At 43.4% G+C, this 25,157-nt stretch carries 18 protein-coding genes; 13 read left to right on the forward strand and 5 right to left on the reverse strand.

Annotated elements, in window-relative coordinates; translation table 11 throughout:
* Nucleotides 1-2 precede the first annotated feature (2 nt).
* The 13 genes from U5J89_RS14430 (at nt 3) to U5J89_RS14490 (ending at nt 14,110) form a co-directional block, all read left to right on the forward strand.
* A complete protein-coding gene (locus U5J89_RS14430; RefSeq protein WP_322576349.1) occupies nt 3-7,232 on the forward strand; it encodes a helicase-related protein in 7,230 nt (2,409 codons plus the stop codon).
* A 28-nt stretch (nt 7,233-7,260) separates the two neighbouring features.
* Entirely contained in the window at nt 7,261-7,776 is a 516-nt protein-coding gene (locus tag U5J89_RS14435) for a hypothetical protein (protein WP_322576350.1), read from the forward strand.
* Between the two features lie 91 nt (nt 7,777-7,867).
* Nucleotides 7,868-8,479 carry a hypothetical protein gene (locus U5J89_RS14440; RefSeq protein ID WP_322576351.1) on the forward strand — a complete coding sequence of 204 codons (612 nt, stop codon included), beginning with the start codon at nt 7,868-7,870 and terminating at the stop codon, nt 8,477-8,479.
* A 78-nt stretch (nt 8,480-8,557) separates the two neighbouring features.
* On the forward strand, nt 8,558-9,334 hold the full coding sequence (locus tag U5J89_RS14445; RefSeq protein WP_322576352.1) for a hypothetical protein: 777 nt from the start codon (nt 8,558-8,560) through the stop codon (nt 9,332-9,334).
* A 3-nt stretch (nt 9,335-9,337) separates the two neighbouring features.
* Entirely contained in the window at nt 9,338-9,751 is a 414-nt protein-coding gene (locus U5J89_RS14450) for a hypothetical protein (protein WP_322576353.1), read from the forward strand.
* Nucleotides 9,751-10,329 (forward strand): hypothetical protein, encoded by a 579-nt coding sequence (locus U5J89_RS14455; RefSeq protein WP_322576354.1) that lies wholly within the window; start codon nt 9,751-9,753, stop codon nt 10,327-10,329. Before U5J89_RS14450 ends, U5J89_RS14455 begins: the two co-directional genes overlap by 1 nt.
* A 20-nt stretch (nt 10,330-10,349) precedes the next feature.
* Nucleotides 10,350-11,759 (forward strand): hypothetical protein, encoded by a 1,410-nt coding sequence (locus tag U5J89_RS14460; RefSeq protein WP_322576355.1) that lies wholly within the window; start codon nt 10,350-10,352, stop codon nt 11,757-11,759.
* Entirely contained in the window at nt 11,759-12,313 is a 555-nt protein-coding gene (locus U5J89_RS14465) for a transglycosylase SLT domain-containing protein (RefSeq protein ID WP_322576356.1), read from the forward strand. Before U5J89_RS14460 ends, U5J89_RS14465 begins: the two co-directional genes overlap by 1 nt.
* A gap of 5 nt (nt 12,314-12,318) precedes the next feature.
* Nucleotides 12,319-12,705 (forward strand): hypothetical protein, encoded by a 387-nt coding sequence (locus U5J89_RS14470; protein WP_322576357.1) that lies wholly within the window; start codon nt 12,319-12,321, stop codon nt 12,703-12,705.
* A 17-nt stretch (nt 12,706-12,722) separates the two neighbouring features.
* On the forward strand, nt 12,723-12,956 hold the full coding sequence (locus U5J89_RS14475) for a hypothetical protein (protein ID WP_322576358.1): 234 nt from the start codon (nt 12,723-12,725) through the stop codon (nt 12,954-12,956).
* 3 nt (nt 12,957-12,959) lie between these two features.
* A complete protein-coding gene (locus tag U5J89_RS14480) occupies nt 12,960-13,535 on the forward strand; it encodes a hypothetical protein (protein ID WP_322576359.1) in 576 nt (191 codons plus the stop codon).
* Nucleotides 13,492-13,779, forward strand: a complete 288-nt coding sequence (locus U5J89_RS14485) for a hypothetical protein (RefSeq protein WP_322576360.1) — start codon at nt 13,492-13,494, stop codon at nt 13,777-13,779. Before U5J89_RS14480 ends, U5J89_RS14485 begins: the two co-directional genes overlap by 44 nt.
* 31 nt (nt 13,780-13,810) lie before the next feature.
* The gene (locus tag U5J89_RS14490) at nt 13,811-14,110 is read left to right on the forward strand and encodes a hypothetical protein (RefSeq protein ID WP_322576361.1); all 300 of its coding nucleotides are present in this window, start codon (nt 13,811-13,813) and stop codon (nt 14,108-14,110) included.
* A 97-nt stretch (nt 14,111-14,207) separates the two neighbouring features.
* Here the strand turns inward: U5J89_RS14490 and U5J89_RS14495 are convergent, their stop codons facing one another.
* The 5 genes from U5J89_RS14495 to U5J89_RS14515 form a co-directional block, all read right to left on the reverse strand.
* Nucleotides 14,208-15,095 carry a DUF4238 domain-containing protein gene (locus U5J89_RS14495; protein ID WP_322576362.1) on the reverse strand — a complete coding sequence of 296 codons (888 nt, stop codon included), beginning with the start codon at nt 15,093-15,095 and terminating at the stop codon, nt 14,208-14,210.
* A gap of 135 nt (nt 15,096-15,230) precedes the next feature.
* On the reverse strand, nt 15,231-17,177 hold the full coding sequence (locus U5J89_RS14500; protein WP_322576363.1) for an ATP-binding protein: 1,947 nt from the start codon (nt 17,175-17,177) through the stop codon (nt 15,231-15,233).
* 431 nt (nt 17,178-17,608) lie between these two features.
* A complete protein-coding gene (locus U5J89_RS14505; protein ID WP_322576364.1) occupies nt 17,609-18,454 on the reverse strand; it encodes a DUF3800 domain-containing protein in 846 nt (281 codons plus the stop codon).
* 505 nt (nt 18,455-18,959) lie between these two features.
* Nucleotides 18,960-21,752 carry a TrlF family AAA-like ATPase gene (locus U5J89_RS14510; protein WP_322576365.1) on the reverse strand — a complete coding sequence of 931 codons (2,793 nt, stop codon included), beginning with the start codon at nt 21,750-21,752 and terminating at the stop codon, nt 18,960-18,962.
* 1 nt (nt 21,753) lies between these two features.
* Complete coding sequence (locus tag U5J89_RS14515; protein WP_322576366.1) at nt 21,754-24,969, reverse strand: type ISP restriction/modification enzyme; 3,216 nt, start codon at nt 24,967-24,969, stop codon at nt 21,754-21,756.
* Nucleotides 24,970-25,157 lie beyond the last annotated feature (188 nt).

The raw sequence follows: 25,157 nt of genomic DNA on the forward strand, positions 1-25,157 counted from the left end.
CTATGCCGATCACAAAAACAAATATCGACCAGATTTCCTACATCGCCAAAGACGACTTTGATCACTGGCTGGGCGATTGGGATTCCGACGGGATTGTCAACATCGACGATCCCAATCCGCTGACTCCGGGGGATACGTCCCCGGTTTCCGAAGCCGAGCTGGCTCCTCAGATCGAGGCGGTTATCGAAACCAAAAACCGGTACATCCCGGCCTTGAAAAGCGTCATGAACAGCCTCATAAAGATGAATGTGGCGCTGGTGGTTAAAGGGCGCATCAAGGAAGTGTATTCCACCCTCGGAAAACTCATACGCAAGCGGTTTCCTTTTACCGAAAAAATAGCCACCAAAGCCGGAGAAAAATATACCACGGGACTGACCGATGTCGCCGGTTGTATGGCTATTGTGGAAACTCAATCGCAGGTAGATACCATCGTTGAGCGCATTCAATCGGGCGCCCTTGGTGAGGTCTGGGAGCATGAAGACAAATACGAAAATCCCGCCAACGGCTACCGAGCCCATCATTTTATACTCATCGTGGATGGGGAGTTTCCGGTCGAAATTCAGGTGAAGACCAAACGCATGTCCATGATCTCGGCGGCCTCGCACCACCCGTATAAAGTGGGGCAGCTTAACGGAGCGCTGCTGGAGCAGCTTACCGATATGGCCTGGAAAGCCGACCAGGGAGACGAGCAGGCGGCCAAAGAAATTGACCCTAAACTCACCAACCTTGACCAGCTTGAAAAGCAGCTCACCCTGCGCGGGAATCCGGGTTCTGAGCTGGAAGAACTCCAAACCGCCTTTGAGCTTACCACACGTAAACTGGCCCTAGCGTTTCAGCTGGATAAATTTCCCTCCGAATACAAAGAGGAGGCGCTCGGGTTATTCAGGGCGCACGGGCAGATTATTGGCGTCGATTTTGACGGGGTGTTTAACAGTGCCTCCACCGAACAACCGGAGCCCCCCAAGCAGCCCAAAAAAGAGTCATCCCAGTCAACCTTTGGGTTTACCGATATTGATCTTTCGGGATACGCCCCCATTAAACTCACGGCCTCCGAGCGCCGAAAAGCCAATGAATCGGCCATTGCCGTACTCCAAAAAGAAGATCGGGCGATTACCAATGCCGACATTGAAGTGCTTCGGTCTTACACCGGGGCCGGTGGTCTTGGCTACACCGAATCCACCGAGCAAACCAAACGGGGACTTCTTAACGAGCATTATACGTCCTACCCCGTAGTGCAACTCATTTGGAATAAGCTTCAAAAAATGGGTGTTGCTGGTGGTAATATCTTGGAACCGGGTTCGGGCGTGGGCAATTTTGCCGGATTTCTTCCCGACCGCCAGAAATACCGTATGATTATGGTGGAACGTTCGGCCATTAGCTCCCGCATAGCAAGACTTCTATACCCGATGCAGACTGTTCGCCATGAGAACTTTGCCGATACGGATTTATCTTTGTACAACCTTACCGGCGTGGTGGGTAATGTGCCCTTTGGGGATTTAAAGATTCATACGCAAAGAGATCCACTGGCACCCCTCAGCCCACGGATTCACGATTATTTTATTCTTAAATCATTGGACGCTCTTAAACCGGGTGGCTTTTTGACCGTGATCACTTCCACCGGCACGATGGATAAGAAAGATCCATCCATCCGGCAAGCTATGATCGCACGGGCAAAATTTGTGGGCGCTTACCGGCTTCCCTCAACGGCGTTTAAAGACAACGCCGATACCACGGTAACCACTGATATCCTGTTCTTTCAAAAGTACTCCGAACATGCCGGAGAACGTCATCCAGACCAGGACTCCAAACTCAACCGCCTGTTTGCCCAGGACGATCTTATTGAAAGTCAGGTGTCCTACAACGGGGAAACCTACACCGCCTTTTATAACCCATATTACAAAGAGCATCCCGATCACGTATTGGGCGAGCATATTCAAGGGCATCATGTCCAGTTTTATTCCCGAATGGGCGTTAAAGGCGAGCTAAACAGCTCTGCTATTGATAAAGTACTGGCTGACGGGCTTACCTTTCCCTACCCGCTGCCGGATGAAATGCCCCTGTACAACATTCCCGATGATGGCATTATGCTTGATCTGCCCCGGAATTATCATCCGGGTAACATCGTCTTCCATGAAGGGAAGTTTTATGAGAGGCAGCGAAGATTTTATAAGCGGCTCACCCTCGGGGGCGGCTCCGGACTTACCAGCCGTATTTCCTCGGCCTGCCAGCTGCTTGACGCCTACGAGGACTATATAACAGCGCTGGCACAGGAAACGCCGGAAAAAGAGGCGCTTCGGGCAGAGTTTAAAGAGCTACTGGCTACGCACATTGAAACCTACGGGATTCCCGATGAAGATGAGGATCTGCGAAAGGTCTTCAAATTCGATAACCGCCTGTACAAACTTACCACACTGGTAAAACGAGATCCGCTTAACGGGGAGTTGGTGCACGCTGATATTATTGATGCGGATTCGATGTTCAACCGCAATTATGTTCCGGCGGTGAAAGACTCCGACGACCTGGCTGAGCTGGCTATGTTTGGCCGAAGCATAGGCGAGACGCTGGATATGGATTTTTACCAGTCGGTGTATAAAGGGGGTACTGCCACCAAGGAGGAGCTTGAAAAAGCGCTGGAATCCCATCCCGACTTCTACTGGAATCCGGTCACCGAAACGTACGAATTCCGCTATCAGTATTTAGCCGGTAATGTTCGGGAGAAGCTTCAACTCGCCCAGGAGAATGAGCTGGAAAAGAATATCAAAGCGCTCGAAGAAGTGGTGCCTGAATGGATTGACGTATATAACATTACCGTTGACCCACAGCATATTTTTACCTACCTGCCAGCGAAAGCCATTGAGGAGTGGATTGCTGGCGAAATGAATTACGACCGGGTGGAAATTGGCCTGGTCAAAGACAAAGCCGATCTTGGAAACCGGTTTTACATGAAGCTCCGAAAATGGGGCCGGTATGTGGGAACGGGCGATGAAACCCCCGACGATAACAACCTCGGATGGGGCGAGACGTCGTTCACCAAAATCATCAACTCCTACATTCAGGACAGCACGTTCCCGCTCAAATTCTATGATGAGGACGATAACCTGATGCCTTCCATGACGCTCAAAGAAGCGCAGTCGATGAAAGGCGAACGGGGCCAGATGCTTATTGAACGGGCGCGAAAAATTCAGCGCCAGAACAACAATCGGATGCTCACGCACGTGCCCAAAAAGTTCAACAACTGGGTGCGCACCAAAGCTTCTCAAGAAGTGCGCTCGCTTATCGAAACCGCCTATAACCAGACCTATAACGCCGTTATTAACCCGCCTTTTGACGGGCGAACGCTTCGGGTTCGGGGCATGAGCGACACCTTTTACGGTGTGAAGGATTTCACCGTGTACAAGCACAACCGTGCCATTGCCGAAAAACTGGTGTGGAACGGCAAAGGGGCCAACTGCCACGATGTGGGAGCCGGAAAGACGCTGGCTTCCATCATCACCTCGCAGGTGCTGCTCCAGCAGGGAGCGGCCCGAAAACCCATGTTTGTCGTGCCCGGAAAAGTGCAGGAAAAATGGGTGGAGGAATACCTGATGCTATTTCCCGACGCCAAAGTGCTCAACATGAAAATGAGCGGTGGCGACAAGCACAAAGAACTTACGATGGCCCAGCTTTATAACTGGGACGCCATCTTTATTGCCGACCACGCCTTCAAATCACTTCCGCTTTCACCGGCGGAACAGGCTCGCATTTATTCCGAGCGCATCGACTACTTCAACGAGATGCTGGAGAACTTCGAAGACCTGCTCGAAGAAGATCAGGCCATATCGAAGGCGGCCAAAACGTCCATGATGAAACGCATGGAAAAGCAGATGGAAGAATGGGAAACCAAGCTTCGCAATGTGGCACACTCCAAACGCCTGGAAACCGATATTTTCTTTGACGAGCTGGGGGTGGACTGCCTGTTTTTTGACGAGGCGCATTTCTATAAAAATGCCCTTGGCTCTGCCAAAGCTGCCAAGCTGGGAATTTCAGCCAACAAACCTTCCCAGCGGGCCGAAGACGCCCTTCAGAAAACCCGCTGGCTGTTCAGCAAAGTGGGATATAAAAATGTGTTTGTACTTACCGCTACACCTGTGGTGAACTCCCCAGTGGAAGTATGGCACATGCTTAACCTGTGCGCCCCGGATTTACTGGCTAAATACGAAATTGAAAACCTTGACAACTTCATCAACTTGTTTGTCCGGGAAGAGGAAAAGATTGTCAAAAAGACCAACGGGGAATACCGCTCTGAGCGAGTGGTGGCTGGGTATTACAACCTGCCCGAAATGCGCAAGATTGTCGATGAGCTTATGGACATTAAAAGCTATGACCAGCTCATCGGGTTTTACAAAGAGCATCCCGATTACATTCAGGACGAAAACGGGCAAACCGTAAAGGGCAAAGACGGCAAACTAAAAGTACTGGAGCCGAAATTCAAGCGCCCGAAAGCCAACTCCCGAAACGTGATCATTGAACCCAGCGAGCTGCACAAGCTTCTTTTTGATGATATCATCCTGCGGGCCAATGACGTGATTGCCTGCATGAAAGACCGGCAATGCGAAACCAAGGATAATTTTCTTGTGATAACGGGCGATGGCAGTAAGATTGCCACCGACCTGCGGGTGTACGACAAGGACTTTGAAGGCATCGACCGCTCGTACCTCAAACTTGGTGCGATGGTGGAAAACGTGGCCGCTTCCTACGGGGCACGATCCAATCCGGGCCCCGAAATGGTTTCTGAAGATCTCTACGGTGATTTCTTTAACCGGCCTGGCAGAGAACGGACAGCTGGCTTGCCCCCACATATGAGATCAAATCCATCTCATATTGAGGTCATAACCAGTAAAGGGGTGGTAAAAGAAAAAGACGGCTACTGGGTGGTTTGGAATGAGAAGAAGCAGACCTATGAACCCTTGCATATTCTGGAGGCCCAAAAACCCGAACACACCTGGAGTGAAGGCATCTTTGGCAGCGAAAAAGAGGCCATAAAGAGAGCTCAGTACCTCAACGAGCGGTGGGAACAAATACAGGCAAACCGTTCAAATCCATCCGGCACCGCCATTCGCAACCAGATCATCTTTTGCGACTGGATTAGTCTTCATAACTCTGAGGGGGGAAGTTTTCATCAGCTTATCAAATCCGAACTGGTGAAAGCCGGTATTCCCAAAGAGCAGATCGCCATTATCAACGGCTCCATCATTGGAACCCAAAAAAATGGGGATGACTATTCCGTAAGCAGCAAGGACGATAAAGAAGCTTTAAAGAAAGAGGTTCAGGACGATTTTAACCAAGGAAAATACCGGGTGGTCATTGGCAATCAATCCATCGCCGAAGGCATGAACCTTCAAAAGTGGACGACCGACATGCACCACATGGATGTTCCTTACACGCCTTCCCAAATCCAGCAGCGCAATGGCCGTGGGCTACGTCAAGGCAATCAGTATGGGGAGGTAACTATTCATTATTACCTCATGCAGGACTCCTTTGATCAGTACCGGCTGGAGCTGGTTTCCAAAAAGCAGAGCTGGATTGATGACCTGTTCTTTGGAACCGGCAGAGAAGTGGACACGGGCGGGGACTCCGAATCGCTGGAATATGAGCAGATGGTAGCCGCTACCAACTCCGACCCGAGAGTGAAAGAGTTCTTTGAAGCCCTGGCCCAGAAAAACGTACTCGATGACCGGATTAGTAATCTGGAATCTGAAGTTCAGCGACTGGAGGCAAGTCAGGCGCAGGCCGCCACCGATATTGAGCAGAAACAGCAGCGCATGAAAAACGTGGTGGAGAGGGAATCGGCCTTGCAAGCCTCTAAGCTTCCGGCCACGGCTGAAAAAGCCCTTCAGGAAAACCTGTTTCAGGTGCAATATGGCTGGAATGGAGAGCCGTACCAGCTCGACATTGAGCTAAGCTCGGACTCCAAACGCATCTCGGGCTACCGCATGAAGACGGTGCTCGATGTGCCCGAAAACAACGCCAACGGGCGGGTGTGGTTTCACCTAATCCCCGACAGCAACACTCCCGACCGCTCGTTTTACAACAAGCAGACATGGGGTTCCATCAAACGAATGGCCGCCAAAGAGCTGGGCGAGTCGTTCGGCTGGACGCTGGAAGAAAAAACCGGGCAGGGCAAATCCATTTCCGGCAACCTTGGAAACATCGTTGCCACCGAAGAAGATTTCTACGACGAGTATGGCGTTGACTTCGAGTCCGAGAAAGCCAAAAAGGATGAGGCTGGCAACGAGCAAAGTTTTAAGGCGCTCAAAGGATCCATCGGGATGTTCACCCTCAAAAAATGGCAGCCCATTATCACCCGAAAGCTGGCGCAGTTATTCCTGGCCCTTGAAAACGCCTGGGTGCGCACCGCCGAAAGCCGGATGGAACTGTTAAAAAGTGAGCTCAGGCAAACCGAGAAAACGCTGGCCGAACTTCAGCGGGTTCTGGCCTCAACCAAGGCAGAACTTGAAGCGGCTAAAGAGACCCGTGAAAAGAATCAGAAAACGGTTATCGAACTCAACGATGTGGTCAACCAGCTGGTAGCGGTAAGCTACGATGATCGAAATGAACTCTATGAAGAGATCAATCGCATCGCTCCGAAATACAAGATCCGCAAAACCATCACCGTGCGTGATGTGGGCTCGCTCAAAGGCAATGCCCCCAAAGGCGCTCCACAGCTTCGGGAAAACAAAGCTGGTAGCCTGCCGGGGAAATCCAGCAAGCGACAAGGCGTGCTAAAAACACTTTACGAGGAACCGCTGGTGTATTCCGGCATCGTCAAAGAGCTTGAATACATTGACGAGAAAGGCTACATGCAGCGCATGGAAGCTGAAAAGGACGATCTGGCCATGATTATCAACGCAAAGGGAACGAGCATTTTTGTATTCCCGACCAAGCTTATGCGCCTATCCAAAAGCGCATTCAACAATGAACAAGCCGCCGAGATGTTTGAGGAGTTTCATCACTTCCCGGCGGACGATTACGATTATGAGCTGTTTCCACCAGCGGGTGAGAAACTACTCAGTGCCGGTTACGCCGACCGCATTATGTATGTAAGTGACAAGGTGATCTACGCCGATGACGAAAAAGGCAAAGCGAACCATTATTTCCATTACTTCGATGCGGGAAAGCGACCGGTATTCAAATACGGTGATGTCTATATCATCGCAAACGTCAACATAGACGGCAGGGGCATTCTTAATTGATCAACCTGTCTAACCAACGAAGGCACCTATGAAAGAGCGAGTGTTCGCCAAAAATCCTTCCGAGCTACAAATTATCGAAAACCCAAACAAACGACGCAGTAATATGGCAAAAGAAAGCAAAATAACTACCGAGAAAGCGGTATCTGAATTCAAGCAGCAGGCGATCACCGCCGGATACATTCTTGGTGGCCAAGCTGTAGCAGCGCAGGTGAATGTTCTGGCCGTCCCATTGCTGACGGGCAATGCCTCTGCTACCATTCAACAGGCTACCAGAGCGGGCATTCCGCTCACCGCCGGTGTACTCCTAACCCTGATGTCCAAGAACAAACACGTTCGTGGGCTGGCCATGGGTATGGGCGTGCAAGGCGTAATGGAAATGATAAAATTTGTCATGCCCGACTGGACTCCCCAGCAAGGTCTGATGGATGGATCCAGCTACTTGTATGATAAAGTGTATGATAGATTACCTGAAATACAGGAGAAAACGCACCACGTGGAAGAAATAGAAACATCAGTGGAGGTAGACAACACCATCGAAGTATAAAGGCAACGTCTCATAGCTCTGCATTGCAAAAGGGGTACTGGTAATACCGAAACGGCAATCAGCCAACTTCTAAACCTTTTAAAACACAGTTATGAGCAATAAAATCTCTAAAAAAGCACTTGTTCCAGCTACCGCTCGCATCAAAACGTATTTTGACACGCGCAAGGTTCAGCAAAACCAATCTGTACTAAATTTCTTTCCTGCTAATGCAGATCGAATACTCACACGGGACAATTATGTAAGTAACCCTTTTCCCGGTGCAATGAAACGTCGAATTCTCGGTCTTTCATTTGAACTTACCAAACAGTTCATCGAAGACGACCCCGCAAATGGCATCGATGCACGAGCCATTGTGAACGGTCTCAAAGACGCTGCCATCTTGCTTCAGGCAGACAACGACAACAAGGAATTCCTGCGTGCTCCAATGAGTGAGTTTTCCAACTTCTCGGGGACCGGTATTCAATATACATCTGCCACCAATAACACCGTTGACGCGGTGGCCGAATACCGCCGTTTGGTTACCATGAAATCTGCCAGTGAATACCGCCTTGCCGATCCCTTCGATCTGGCCGTCAATCAAACGGTTTCCCTTGCCGTGCATTTTGATGACGCCTCTGTTTTCCCAACGATCGAAAACTGGACGCAATCCGGTCAGGGACAACTTTGGCTCCGAGCTTCTCTGGTAGTCGCAGAAGTTGAGTAATCCATCCAACCCATCGGAATCAGGTCTCTGGTTCCGGTGGGTCTTTAATTTCAAATCAGATGAGCAGAAATAGATCCCATGAAAATCATAAAGAATTTTTTACCACCTAAAGAAAGCTCCGCTTACAATCCGGCAAAGTCCACGGACATTGAAGCGGGTTCAACCGCCCAAATTATTATGAACGGCATGGGTGGCGAGCGCTATGGCATGCGCAAAATTTTGCCCTTCAGCCCAAACATGGACAAGATCCTGATTTCGGCTCGCCTGAATGAAGACCTGTACCTGTTTCGGGATATCCAGCTTTCCGTCGTTCACAACCTTTTTAAATCCATTGACGGATTATTTGCCCCGTTCATTATTCAGAAGAATAACCATGTGGTGTTTGAACTCGCCAACACAGGCACTACCAAGCAGACCGTCAACATTCAGCTTGTCGGTTATGATCAGTTTGCCCTTAGCAAACTCAGCGCTGCCTACCAGCAAATGGGAGCTTCCGTTCCTGTTCCCCGGTTTTTGTACGGTCATGGCACGGTTCCGGTTAACGGGCTAAACATTGACCTGGGCGTGAAAAGCAAAAGCGTGGATGTGGAAGTCCGGCGAATGGCCATGAGTAGTGACCGCCCCGGAGCGGTAACCGCATCCATGAAAGTGTACAACACCACCGTCCGGGATGAAATTTTCATAGAGCAACTCAACGACGAGTTCAATGACAAGTACATCAACGTTCCCTTCGTCGTCGGCTCCAATGTACCCTTTGATGTGTACGCCTCCAATTTTGGAAGCCAGCCCGCCGAAGTAAGCTTTCTGTGCGAGAGCTACGTGCAACAGAAAACAGTGTTTTCTCCCGAGGTGTAACCTATGATCAATGATCTGATTAAAGTGCTGTGCGACCTGTCCACTAATATTGAAGCGCTGGTGAAGGACATTCAAAAGCGTTCCGGAAGTTTTACGGGGCAATCGAAAATTGCTTCCTCCATCTCACCGGTAATGAAACAGGGCGAGCAGCCGGTGCGACTGGTCAACGAAAATCCCCATCGTCTTGGCGTCGTTATTCACAATAACAGTGAAGGCGAACTGATGATTGCCCTCGACAGCCAGCGCATCTCTGACAAGTACTACACCTTTAAACTGCGAGCCGGAGAAACCCTTCATTTTGATATCCGGAACTTCGGAGAGTTATACAAAGGTGGCTTCATGGGCCTGTGGGATGAGCAGACCAATCCTGGGCCGGAGTCCAAGGCGCTGGTAACGGAAATCTTCTGGAATAGCTGATGAGTAAGATCACCGGACAGGAATATGGAATGAATGAAGCATTTAAAATGCGAGTCGTGAGCGGTATGCTTGTGGACGGCTCCATTTTAATCTCATGGGCAACCGGAGAACCGGCTTCGAGTCAAATTGACTGGGGCTTTGATGATTCGGTTCCTTTCCAGACTCCGGAGTACCACAGCGAACCGGAAGAAATGGTGCGTTATCACCAGCTCTACCTGCCACAGACCTTGGTCGATCAGCGGCATTATTTCAGGGTGCGATCCAAGACCGAAGATGGGAAATCAGGTATTTCCGATATCTACATGGTCGTGGTTCCCCCGGATCTGGAAATTAAGAATCGTGGCGAAATGACAACCCCAGTCGAACTGGAGCTGGTAGTCGTCAAAACTACCGTTATCGACTGCGCCAACTTTCCAGGCACGTCCATATCCGGATACCGAACCGAGCCTATTGTTTCCGATCAGCCCGCCCATTTTGATCACCAGTATTCACCCCCCGAACCACTCGATGCGGTAAAGGAAATCAACACCAATAACAGCAGTTCGCTGAAAACAAATATCAGCTACACCATTACATAAACCCATATTTGCATAAAGACATGAGCTTAAAAACAATCACAACGGACTTAAACGTAGGTAAAACCGGAAGCGGACTTGATATGTTTTGCGACCTGTCACTGGAGCAGAAACACTTGTACCGCATGAAATGCGAAAGCTTTGTGGCCAATCTGCTCAAGTGGATGCGTATTCAGATGGGAAAAACCAATCAGGATGACTACTGGGATGGGAATAGTACCCGCAAAGAAATTAGTAACATTACCAGCATTACGGAGTCCGGACAGGATCTTATTATTGAGCTTCACAGGTACCATGAATACAGCAGTGTTGAGCATGATTTGATCACCATCCAAGGCGTGCTTGGCTTAGAAGGATTGAATGGGGTGTACTTTCATGATAATTCTATTGGCCAGTTTCCACTGGACAGGCATAGCACGTACAAATATTACATTCGGGGAATTGTACCACACCTCACCGGCGTATGGGACGGGAGTTCTGGAGTTTCGATTGCGGCTAAATACCGAAATTCCTGGACAGACAGGGATTACCACCTGCCTATAAACTGGGAGCCCATTATCGGCATGAGTAATCAGCCGGTAAAAGCCTCTGACTTATGTCTTCCGGGATATTTTAAGCGAGGGTGTACCCAAGGGGCGGTCTCTATTACTTCTCTTATTACCGATCAGGAAAGCTCTAAATTTACCCTTTCCCGCCCGTTTACCAACATGACGGGGGCCATTCGGGATATTAGGGAAATCGGCATTATGTCGGGCAATACCAAAAGTGCGTATATGCTTATGGCTCGGGACGTGCTGGGGGCTCCGATTAGTCTTGGGAATACCTCAACCTTATCTCTGGACTACGAAGTTATTTCCATGATTGAAAACTTCAACCAGGACACCGATGCCTTTGGCACGAATGGGGGGTGGACCGAAAGTTTTATGTATATCCTGCACCGACTCGCTAATCCGGCAGCTCAGTATAACTGGGAGAATGAATACCACTTTACCGCAGGCTTAGGGGGCGGGGGAACGGGAGTAAACTTCAATGTCGATCGTAATCTTGAAGGTTGGCAATTTGGAGTCCGTGTAGGCGAGTCCAACAAGTTTGTGTCCATGACCGATACTTCGCTCACTCCAGAAAATGCTGAGGTGAATGGCGTGCCACATGGCTATGGGGATGGGCAGTTGGTTCATCACGGTACGCACATCGGAAACTTGGTAGTCGATGATGTGGCCAATGAAGTGTACTTCCCGGTAGAACGAATCTTTGAAAACCGGGGTGCGACCGCTATCACCGTTCGAGAGATTGGCTTGTTCGGCAACAAAAATAACTCCATCAATATCCACCCGCACCTGCTGGCACGAAAAGCATTGGCTCCCGTGGATCAGTTCACTATTGGGGCCGGTGAGACCGTGAAGGTCACCTTTAACTGCAAGGCCATCGTTTAGTGATCAGCTCACTTTCCATATCCTCCCAGCTTAGCTACCTGCGAATTAAAGGCATCTTAGGGTACTTCTATGAAGCATCCCGAGCGCATAAGGTTCCGGTATCGCTGCTTTTGGCCATTGCCTCCCGAGAAAGCAATATGGGACTCGCTCTGGATAGCAACTGGACGGGCGATCATGGAAATGGAATAGGCATCATGCAAATTGACCGGCGATACCACAGGGAGTTCACCAGTTCAACACCGAATAATGATCACCGGGCGAATGTGCACTACGCCAGTAAGTTCCTGGCCGACTTGATCGGAAAATTTAACGGCAGGCTCACGCCGGCAGTCGCTGCCTACAATGCCGGCTACACCAAAGTACGAAATACCATAAGCGCTGGTGTTGATCCAAATCTGGTTACTACGGGGCAAAATTACGCCTCCGATGTGCTGGCCCGAAAAGAAATCGTCGAATCCGTGCTTGGCATCTCCAAGGCTTCAACGGCAAGTATGGTACTTCTTCCACTAATCATCACAGGATTTATTTCCTACCAAATCTTTAACACACGATAACCACCATGAAATCTTCTTCCGGATTTATTTACAGCGATGAAACCACTCCCGGCCTGGGCCTAATGATGTTAGACCCAACACTCCCTGGAGAAATGGACACCGCTATTCAACCTGTTTCCTCTGACCGCTTGCGGCGACCAACCATCTCCATTTCTCGGGGGCTTTCTCCCAGAATCAGGAAACCGGTTCTTCCACGGCTGCCCAAAATCACACCACCTAAAGTAACTCCGGTAGTGCGGGATCTGGCGAAAAAACCAACGGCTGCTACTCAGCCTGCTTCCACCAAAAGTGAACCCGTGGCCACACAGAAACCACCGATCAATAAGAAGATGATCGCCTTGGCTGGAGCCGGTATTGTCGGAGCCGGAATTCTCTTCAAAATCTTACGCTAACCTAAAAAAACTGAGACATGAGTAAATCAACATATACCTCTGACAACGGCCTTGGTTGTGGCTGTGGATGCACAGGAGCCGGACTGGGTTCTTCTCCCGTAGTGGACGTGAAAAACACCCAGGCTGAAAACACCAAAATGGATTTGGTCGATGAAGCCAAGAAGTACATCAATGGCGAAGTTCCCATGAAGTACAAAGCGGCAGCCATCGCCCTTGGAACCGGTTTTCTGTGGTTTAAATTCAAAAAATAGCCCATGAAACGAGCCGACTACATTGCCCTTATAGAAAGCTATGGGGGCAATTTTTCCATAACCGATTTTGAGCTTCAGGGAAACATTGACCGGATGGACACCAATTTCCTTCGGTCGTTTCTTGCCTGGAGAGACTGGACAAATACTAAAATGCTCGTCACCTCAGCTTGGCGTGATAACGATCTCAAATCACATGGGAAAGGGCTGGCGATCGACTGCCTGCTTTTTGATCAGTGGCTTACCAGGCAGGCTTCTCCATTAAAACATTGGCTTCTGGCAACGACATGGCCCTTTCAGGGAGTGGGGCTGTACTTTGACTGGCAGTTCACCCATAAGCTGACCGGGGAAAAGGTTCCGGCCATTGGCCTGCACATTGACGGCTGGAGCGGGCATAGGATTGGCGAACGTCCACTTCGCTGGCTTCGGATTGATGGACTGTACTACTATCAGTCCACCAGCACCGGAGCCTTCTACTGCAAAACGAACAAACAAACCATAACTCTACCGGAAGCTATTCGGCAATACTCCCAGCGCTATGAGCAAAGCAAACAGCACCGAAACCTATCTCGGCAAGTATAAAGAGCTGATCATTACGACCATCATTTGCCTGTTTCTGACAGGCATTTACGATTCGATCAACAACCAAACCGCTGAAATCAAACGGTGGTATGAGCTGATGATCAATATACAGGCGGAGCAAAAGATTCAGGGTGTGGATCTGGAACTCATAAAAGAGTCCATCGAGACTTTTCAGATCCAAACCAACCAGGAATTAGACAATCACCAACAGCGCATTCAGTCCCTTGAAAGAGGGGATTACTAAACTTTATTAACCCTTTTAAACTTTGATAAACATGAAAAAACTACTTCGCAATTTAGCCAAATCAGTACCAACACTTATTACACTATTCAGAAAGGAAACTCCGCAGGAAGGAAAGGATATTGCTCAAAGTGGACTTACCAGTTTGGGTATTTCAGGAATGATCACCACTGGTCGATTGAATGCTGGTGAGCTGGATGAAACAGTGATTATCATTCTGGCCATCGTTGAAGCGATTGGGTATTTGTATGGAGTAGTAGCTATACTGGCTGGAAATGTACAAGTTCGCCCGGATAGCAAAACTACTACTAATTTAAATAATGAAATAGAATAACGGTCTTAGGTTTTTTCGGTTTTGGTCTTTTATTTACCCAATTAATTCTGAAAAGACAGACTGTAACAAGTCCAAGTTGAAACCGTTCTGCCAAGTTTTACACTGTCCATTCCTCTTCTAATTTATTTTTTTTAGCAATAAAATGTTCTCCACAATTTCCAATAGTTCGTCTATTGACTTCAGAGAGTTCATGATAAGATGCTTTCCGATACCCATTTAAAGATTGTCTGTTTAGTAGTACACAAACTTGTGGAGAAATTGGAAATGTAATCTCTATTGTTTCATACATCAAAGCAGGAGCTCTATAAATTGGTGGCCTTTTATGTGCTGCTGGGTCAGCCCATATGCAGGGTGCATCTGATGTTACAAATCCAACTTCATGATCAGTAGTGAAAAATAGACAATCCAATTTTGTTAACAATGGAGTAATTGTAGTAATCATTGGCTCAAGCATCTCTTGAAGTGGTTTATCAACAATTTTCTCGACATCATCTAACCGCATGCCTTTACCCGTTGATCCAAGATTTGGCATACTCAATAATTTTTTTCTCTCATGCTCATCAGCCTCATCCAACTGTTTTTTCATTTGTCGCATTAAGTTTAAAGGTCGTCCCCATTGCTTGCGTAAGTGTTCTCTTTGAACCTTAGTTCTGGACCACATGGCAGAAATGAAAGCATTCAACAAAAATTGTTGATACTTATCTAGTTCTTCATGATTACTAATGACGTGTTCTCGTAACTCACTAAAATCACTTTCTAATTCACTTAACCCATGCTCTAATCTTAAGTCCCTGTCACCGTTTTCATCATAAATGGTATACATATTATTCTCATGGAATATATTGGATGGGGCTTTTCGTTTTGGTTCAGATCTTTTTTTATCAAAGATCCAAACATAAGGCTCATATTTGGGAGGTTTATCTGGATCAGTCCAAGCATTCAAATATGACTGTGGTATGTAATGTTGATTTTTGTGTTTGGACATTTCAAATCTCTTTGAATAAAGACATTAAGGAGAACTGGTGCGGAAATAATGAAGTAATAAATGTTTTAAATTATAAAACAAGCAATACCGGAACCAACGGCGCGCCTACATTGCGGTTAAAGAGTTATGGGAATTTCATATTTCAAAATTTTCAATCCATTTTGAATTAACCATTACTGGATTGTCATCTATGCTGATTTTTAAATTAACAGCTGATAAAAATCGATGAGTTAATATTAGGTTTTTATCTTGATCGAACTCATGGTTTGCAAATCTTTGTAGTAATGGCTTTAATTTGAGTTCTAATTTTTCAATATCATCACCATTTTCATTAACAAAGAAACGCCATTCATGTAAAATTTCTGCCAATAATTTATTAGTCTCTCTAGAATGAGCCTTCAACCACTCTAAGGGCATTTTATGCACAGCTGACTCAATTATTGCAATTAGATCACTATACTTATTTCTGACCTCATTAAAGCTTAATCCCTCCAATGATTTTAATTCTCTTATCAATGAGATACGCTTTTGTGAAGAATGATGTAAGTCTTGTGGATTATCTTCTTCATGGTAATAGTATTCTATTCCTGGTTGAGACAGTATATGTATATCAAAATTTCGACTTAAAGCCTTTATCTCATCGAAACTTTTATCTGAATTAATTGCTTGCTTAATTACTTCATTTGAATCTCCCATTTCGCGGGCGATGTTTAGTAAAACCCCAGGTTGTTCAACTACATCTGAATCAACAATAACTTTTGTAAGTCTACCCATAGATTTTAATAACCTAACTAAGCGATACACTCCACCTTTACCACCAGCCTCGAGAAAAGCCACTGACCCAGCTCTAAACTCTCTACCTACAAATCTTGCAACACGGTCAAGAAAAATCATATCGAAGGGGCCTTCTACAATGATTGTTTCAGATGCAAATAATGAAGAGAAAACACTATCTTGGTTGTCTCCAAAAGCCTGTTCACTTAACCACTGATGTATTTCAGAAGAATCATTACCTAAATTTGAAATTGCTTTTCGAAGTTGAATTACTTCGTGGCTGTTTGGATGTGGGATAGTAACATGGACCGAATCTCGGAAATTGGTCATTGGTGGTGCTACAATTTTTTCAGAATGTGTTGCTAGAACAACTTTTTTCCCTGTTTTTTCACACGCATCATAAATTAAGGTCCTTAAAGTTTGCTGAAGTCCGGGATACAAATGAGCTTCTGGTTCATCAATAAAAACAATTTGGAATACCTCTGAGTAAAGATAGGGTAGTAAAACAAGTAAACTAATAATTCCATCTGCTTCAGAATTGTAATCCCAACTACCATCTCTACCTGTTCTACTACACTTTATGCTGTATTGCCGCCCCTCTTTTTCGATATCAATTTTTACGCCAGTAAGAGCTTCAATTCTGGCTAGTATTTCAACTTCGAGTTCAGGATCTGTTTCAAGAATTGAGAATAGTTCATTAGGTGAAGTATTACTTGGATTTTGATTTAAAATGAAATCTTGAGGAGTTGAATGACGATCCATAGAAATACTCCTCATTCTTTTTGCGTCTAAAAATTTTGCGTGCGGAATCTTAAAATAAGCGGCAGGTATATTAAAACTATCATTGACCTTAATGACTTTACCTGAAGCCTGATTAATTCTTGCTTCACCAATTAGTTCAAATAATTCATCACTTTCTTTAGAAGACCGGCTAATAATACTCCCGTCATTAGATTTAAACCAATCTGGAAGAACGATATTACTTGAAGTTTCACTAATCCTGGCGTTTATAATGTTTCCATCTACTACTTCACCAAAATAATCATGCCCTTCACTCACTTTTGAGCTTATGATGTGATCATACTTAGAATCAATATCCTCCTTCTCAAACCTAAATTTTGTTCCAACTGGCAAAGAATTAACACTATTAAATTGATTTGAAAGAAATTTTAATATTTGTGTCTTACCAGATCCATTTGGACCTGCGATGAAAGTTACATCATTCGATAAAACTAATTCTCCACTTGAGGATATATCACTAGAATTCTGAGGATTTTTTTCTAGATTTATGGATATAAAATTAATCATTTTTGCTTTTTTAGAATTAATACCCCTAATTATATTCTAATAGCCCCAAAAAACCAAGTAAACACATGTTTTTCAACATAATTATGAGGAATACCCTTGATGATTATTTCGCCAATAATGCAGTAAATTTCCTTCCGAATAACCATTATCTTACATAGGTTAGTAACGAGCTGTTAATCCTGAATCTATATTTGCTGAATGGTAATTACCCACATTGTTGACGATTTTTTATTTGAACTATTCCCGGAAGCGGTATCTTAAAAACAAGAGGGAATTCATGGGAATCAGCTATAAGGCGTGATTTTTATATGCAGATCAAGTAGAATAAAAATACCTTGTCAAAATCTACGTTTAACAGTATATTCAGGTAGTGCCCTGTATGTTGCGAAGTCCTAAGTTCCACTTAGGAAACGAATTTAATTTCATAGCAGCTACGGGGCATTTCTTTTTGTTTTAGAATCATCCCTTTTGTGGTTAGCAGGTACAAAGCCCCAGTGCCTGTATGGATGGTGCCATCTATTTCGTATATCACCTTGGGTTCCGGTAGTAATCCCAATATTAAAATTGGGATAGATCTCTCTGATTCGCTGATTAATAAATTTGTACAACTTTTCTTTAGCAATGGTACGTTTACCACGACGATAAGAGCCTTTTGGTTTTACCTTGTGCAAATTATTCAAGCGAAATTGCATAGCTCCCAAAATTATATCGGTACATTGAAGAAGGATATGTTTCTTTGAATCTATTTCAGCTACCTGGTCTTCATTTATAATCAAACCTACTCTTCTAAATTCTGGGGCTTTTGATAATGATGTGATATGAGATTTGAATAGTGCTGCTTTTTCCTTCGTGTCAGGCAAACGGTCAAAATATACTCTTAAACGGATAGGATCATCTTGAGAAGGGAGATACCCTAAACCGAATGCATGTTTAATAAACTGATAGTACAGTAAAAAATATTCATGCTCTTTGTGATATTCTTCAATGCCAACAGCTTCTACATTATTCTGCATAAACATAATCCGGACTTTGATGACATCCTCCTGGACAAAATCAAAAAACAGATCCATTAGCTCGAAATACTTATCAAGGTATTGAGAGGTAACTTTTTGCCACTTCAATTCACTGTTTAAGTGTAACTCTTCCGTTTTGCTGATTAATGCTTCTTTTACTGTTTCTAAATCCCCGCTCCGGATTAAGCATCCCCCATAAAAATTAGAATAGAATTCTCCGCTTTTGACGGATTCGTCAGCATATAAAATAAGTTCCTTTAACATGTAAATATTCGCCTGTAGAATTAGGTGATTTTATTTTCACCATTGTCATGACAAAGGTATTAAAGAAAGATTAGTCGTACTCAACATTTTTTGAACAAATTTTTAACAATGCCATACATAATTATAATACAGGGATTTTTTAACCACATAGGTATGTGGTTTTAAATGGAATTTATTGACTATGAGCAAATTATTGATAGATTAGTTTTAGCAATTACTCATAAAACTAATTGGAGAAAAATAAATGGCTGTAAAACATACCCCAACCGGCGAAGTACATAGTGGCAGTAAAGGTGGGACAACAGGCTGTGGAGTTGATACCAGAAAACACCCATCTCATTGGGTGAACACACATAGTAAAATCACTTGCAGTAAAAATGGGTGTAAAAACTAATTTTTTTAGCAAAAGGTTGCTATTGGGTGGGGTAAAAAAGTTGAGAGCCATTAATTTTTAATGAGAAGATGGTCTATCGAAACGAGGACAAATTCTTTGGTTATTAAGTCTCTAAATATTTACAAAGCCATATTTTTGTTCTCTTTTTGTAAAAGCATCTTTCCCTCCTTCAAGGATATTGCAAATTTGATCCCGAATAGTAATGTTTTCAATACCGCCGGACTCGTATCTTAATGTTTCGTTTTCATTATCTGCTATTATCACTTGTTCAGCATCGGCGTTTACAACCAAGTTTGCATTATGTGTAACTATAACAACCTGACGATATTTTTTAATTTTCTTAAAAATTGGTACCAGTTCATTCATGATAAAATCATTATCTAAATCATCTTCGGGTTGATCAAATATGAAGGGTTTCAGAAAAGGATCAGTTGCAAGTTTCAAACAGACATAAAAAGTACCTCTTTGGCCTACAGACAGTTGATATATTTCTTTTCCTTTGTATTTAGAACTCGATAAAACTTTCCAGAATTTCTCCCTATACCTCGACAGCAAACAGACTCGTAAAAACTCACGAGACCCATCGCGAACAAATAGATCGGAATCAAGTAACTCAGTCAATCCAATCTGTTCACCTTCATCTAATGAGACTATCTTTTCACCTTTTAATAAGCGTTTAAAGCTTTCTTGATCATGAATATTAAATGTTTCCAACAGTCGCTCGTGTCGACTTTGCGTTTGTGTTTGTCTGAATTTTTGGAGGTTTAAATAATCTGAAATTAGATCATAAAAAGTTTTAGAATTAAACTTCTCTTCTGCTTCAATTTCAACATCCAATAGAAGTTGAGAGATCAATTCTTTCTGATCATCATTCCAAATCTCTTTACCTCGTTTTAAATGATCCCATCTTTTTTGTATTTCTTCAATATATGTTTGCTGTGTGCTCGCTATTGAATCAGTAATCTCTCCTATTTTAGTGATCTTTTGGTTTAATTCACTTTCTTTCGATTCAGCTTCTTTAATTTTTTGGTCAAGAGCATTAATGTCACGCTGATAAATTTCGAGCTGTTCTAATAAAGTACTGATATCTCCTTTTATTCCTTCTTCCTCAAATGACTTTTCAATTTCAGTATTAGCGGCTTTTAAGGTCTTTATTTGTGTCTCTTTAGACACTATAAATGATTCTATTGCATCTTTTTGGTTTTTAAAATCAATAGTAGGAATTTTCTTATCCGTTTCTTCTATCAATTCATTGAGAGATGATAAATCCTCATTTTTTTGACTTTGAAATTCATTCAGCTCATCCAGAATCGTGTTTGCAATAGTTATATGATTATACGCTTCATTTTTTTGATTAAGATTCTCGATGTATTGTTGAATTAACTTCTTGCTTTCTTCGGTAGTAATTGTTCCAATAAGATCTTCTATCTCTTTCTTTTTCTCTTTATTGTACTCCGGTGAATTGGATAAATTTCCATCATCGTCTTTGTATTTAAACCAGTCTTTAATATCAAATATTTCATTGATCAGCTTTTCAATTGTGGAATCGGGAAAATCAGATTGCACCTCGTCATGCGACGGAAGTTTTAATAGGCTTTTAATTTCAGTATCTAATTTTCCGGGATTTTCTGGATCTGCAATGCTTTTTACCTCACCTTGATGAATATGTAAATAGTCTAAGTTATTTCTATCCTCAATATTATAGATGGTTTCTTCACTGTCATGTTTCTTATAAGTTATTTGAAAATCATTATTTCCTATCGCAATTTTTTCAGCACGATTATTTATACTGATTTTATTGAAAGTCTTTGCTACCGCATCTAGGAGCAAGCTTTTTCCAGTTCCTCTGCCACCAATTATTGCAACTAAATTAGGATTAAGTGGTAATTCTTTTGTACGGAACTTCACATTTCCGTCCATAAAAATTTTCGTGTCCTCAATTTTTATATTAGAAAAGTATGGTTTGAGATAATCCTTGTTAGGGTCAATATTTTGTACACGAACCCTTTCTGTTTTTTCGAAAACTATTTGTTTAAAACCTTCAAAAGTAGGATCAGCCTTAATCCATGTGAAATTGCCATCTGAATCAGCAGTCCCGATATCCTCAAGCTTTCTACTGTCATTGGATGTTGAAAAAACAGGGATAGATCGTAAGTCGTCATTTTTGCTATGGATATAACTTGATAAGGATTCTATATCTCTTTTATGTCTTGATTGTAAAAGAATGACGGGTTTCCAGTTGTAAACATCTGATAAGTGAGTTCTATCTGTTCTCCCTCTTTCTTGAAACAATCCATTGTCAGAATTACAATGAGGAAAAATATATAAACCCTCTTGAGCTACAATTTCTTTAAGTACGTCTGTTACCGATTTTTTCGATACAGTTAAAACATCATTGGTTTTAGGATTATGAACTTCTATGCTTGACAAAAAGGTCTCAATCCCTTTTGACATTGTTGTTTTACCATAAGGGATCGTCCCAAAAAAAGCTAGAATATGAACTCCGGATGCATTGATTTCAACACCAGAAATAACCTTCAAATGATTACTTTTAGATGAGTAATCAATAAAACTATCCAATAGTGAATTGTGATGGTAATTATGATCAGTGATACCAATCAATCCTAATTTGGGATTATAGACAGATATAAATGCAAAAAGATTTCTAACATAATTTTGGCATCGCGTTTTCTCATCATCATTATTTCCAAAAAAATATTCTTTACTATCATATTTTAAGGCATTTTCTTCACCACCGACTTTATTAACAAACTCATCCCATTTGGCTAAATCTCGGGATTTTAAATCATTGTAATAATTTGACAGTGACACATAACCATCATCTAAAATGGTTTGTACTTGTAAATCCCATTTACGCCAAACTGAACCTCTTGGATCATTCATATTATTTCTCCTTAGTTGTTAAACCCCAAACCCCATCAATCTTCCGCATAATCCTATCCGTCTCCATAAGTGCCACAATGATCTTTTGGTAGTGTTGTATTTCTTCGATGGAAAGCTCTCGGTCTCGGCGGTCTTTGAGCCATTTTTCGGCGGGTTGGTAGCCGCCGATGTAGAACTCCCAGGCTTTCTTAGGTACGTTGCCGAAATACTGCTTTTCGTTGATCCATACTTTGCCAATTGATTCATCGTCATCCTCGGGAATAAAGCCAGGATCGGCTTTAGTGAGACGGTTGGAAATCACATTATCTCCCGACTCAGGATAGGTGGTAATAAAATCTTCCACCACGGGATGTTCCAACAGGTGAATTTGGCGCAGCTCGCCGCCCAGTTCCACCAGTTTCCAGAATTGTTCGGTGTCCTTGGGATAGGGCACACGCGGGAAGTCGATCTTGAGGAATTCTTTGTATTTCTCACGGTAGCTGGGGGAGTGCAAAACAGCATAAATGAAATCCAGCAGGTCGATAGGGGCAAACGTGCCTTCAGTATCTTCTTTCTCCGGCACAAACTTCAGCCCCAGCTTCTCCGCTATTTCCTGAACGATTTTCTTGTCTAAATTGGGCGTGCGCTCGGTTTGGCCGTCGAGGGTTTGTTGGGTGGATTCTTCGGGGTAGAGGTAGAGGGGGATGATTTGAGGTATTCCTTTATTGCTGTAAAAAACTCTGTTATCAGACATTGACTGGGAAACCATAAAATGCATGTATTCTCCAGGAGACACCGCCTGACGAACTGTGATAAGAGTCAGATTTTTTTTTTCAATAATATGACTTACTACATCTTCTCGTGCTCTATCAATTAATCCTGAATCATAATAAATAGACCTATCATCAAAAGGACGATAAAGGATTTTATTTATTTTTGATGGCTTGAACGAGTTTGAATTTCGAACATCATTGACATTAAATGTTTTTGATTCTTTAAGGCTATACCTTGATATAATTTCCTTATCTGTTAATGAGTCAGAATAAAATTCCTTTATTCTGGAAACTAAATTTTCTTCTTTGGAATCTATTATAAAATCATCGCGATGTGTTTTTATTCCACTGTTACTAAAAGGAAATAGGTCATTCAGTGAAAAATAGGTTTCATAGATTTTCTTTAATGAAAAGTCTTTTGGCACGAAAAAGTAATTAGGTGCTGAAGCTTTAAGTGTCTTCCAATCAATTGTTTCTATCCCATTTTCATTTAGAAAGTTATATTTTTCATTTCTACTTCCTAAAATTTCACTGTGCTTAACCGATGTTTTATCTGTTGATTTATGGGTCTTTACTAAGATATTGATAGATACACCTTGTTGAATATCAAAGACATTTTGATCTCTATTTCCTTTGCTGTCTACTTCTCTTTTATTAGAGTTCCCGTGAAGGTCAATTATATATAAAAGGTCGAAGTCATTCAGTAGCATTTCTCTCATTCTACGGTGAATGACTCCATCTATAAAACTATTATTTGATATGTAAGCAAGTATTCCTTCTCCATTCTTTTGAATATAATGTTGGCCATATCGTATAAATTTTATGTAGTCATCAGAGAGTGGATTTATGTTTCTTTCATTCAAATCTTTTTTGTAATCCTGCATCAATTCTTCAATCCACTCGGACTTGTTGGAACTACTCACTGAATAAGGCGGATTCCCCATCACTACCATCACCGGCGTATCTCTTTTTACATGGTTGGCCTCATTTGCCTCCTGGCTCAGCCAGTTTGCAAACAGGGTTCCGGTATCAGGATGGTGTTCTTCCAGCGAGTTGGTGAGATACACCCGGAACCGCTGACTCCCGCTTGGTTCCACACCAGTTTCACGGAGTAGTAGATCCAGTTTCAAATGCGCCATAGCATAGCTGGCCATCAGAATCTCAAATCCATTAAGACGTGGTATAAGGTGTTCCTCTACATATTGTTTCCAAATGCCTTGCTGTCCTTCAAAACGAGTATGAATTTGTTTGATCACTTCTGCTAGAAAGGTACCCGTTCCGGTGGCGGGATCTAAAATCTGAACTTTATGTACTTCCCGTTCTTCCTGCTTATACCCCGTAGAAGAACGCTTATCTGGAACATCGGTGTTTACCTTTACTGTGGTTTTTGAAGTATCAGCTAAGCCGTCTTTGAGCCCAAATTCATCTTTCAGAATATCATCAACTGCACGAACAATAAAATTTACTACCGGTTCAGGGGTGTACCAAACACCCCGGCTTTTGCGTAATGAAGGATCGTATTCGGCCAAGAAGGTTTCATAAAAGTGTATGATGGGATCTTGCTGATGTGTTGCTATCCCAAAGTTCTTTAACAATCCGTCAACGTCTGTGGCTCGGAATACGTCGGCAAGACTATCAACAATCCAAACAATGCGCTCATCAATATCAGGGCCTGCGATATAGCCAAAAAGCCTTCTGAGAAACGGGTTAGTTTTTGGTATTAATTCAGCCGCTTCTCGTCGATCAAAAGTATCTAAAGACGGATCATGCAATCGTGCAGCAAACATACCATAAGCTATGGTCTGGGCATAAATGTCCGAAAATTCTTTAGCATCTATATCATGTATAAGGATATTCTGAAAGGCTGAAAGTTGTTCTCTAAGTGTATTATTCGCCTGAACATTACCTTTTTCAATTTCTTTCTCATCAACATTGAGCGCATTCTCAATAACATTAGCTAGCAACCGGGCTTTACCGGCCATCATCTTAGAAAGCTTATTGGCACTCCGGATAGTTTGTCCAACATGTGTTCCAAAGTCTTTAATCAGATCTTCAAATTGAGCATATTTTGCTGGCTTCCCAATAATCTTTCCATCCTTAACTTCAGCAATACGGATAGAAGTGATAAATTCACTATCTCGATATAAATGGAAGTCCAGGTAGTCGGTGAAGATGAGGTTGGGAAGTCCATCTTTGTAGCGGTTGAACTGCTCTTTGTTCTTTTTCTTTCCACTTAGGTCAGGGTCATCAATATCTTTGGCTTCAACATAGCCAACAGGGATTTTTCCTTTGGTGAGAATGTAATCCGGAGCTCCAACATCAGAGCGTTTGGGCTCATTGGTAACAAGTATGCCAGGTAAAAGAGACTCCAGTAAGCTTTGTAAATCACCCCGATAACTGTGTTCCCGAGAGATTCCGGATTTGTATCTCCGATTTAGCTCTTCAACGTAATCTTGTACGGTCATAAATAAATAATTTGGTTGGCACTTAGGCTAATAAAATGAGGGGATAAAGACAATACTATTTATCGTCATTGGAAATCATCAATAAGAGTCTTTCTATTTCCCAATATTCAATCCATTACTTTGACTCCACAACCTCACTCAATAACCCCCAGGATTCCTCCCAAGTGAGATTACCCTGGACAAGATTG

This window comes from Fodinibius sp., from assembly GCF_034521915.1.
Classification (GTDB): Bacteria; Bacteroidota; Rhodothermia; order Balneolales; family Balneolaceae; genus Fodinibius.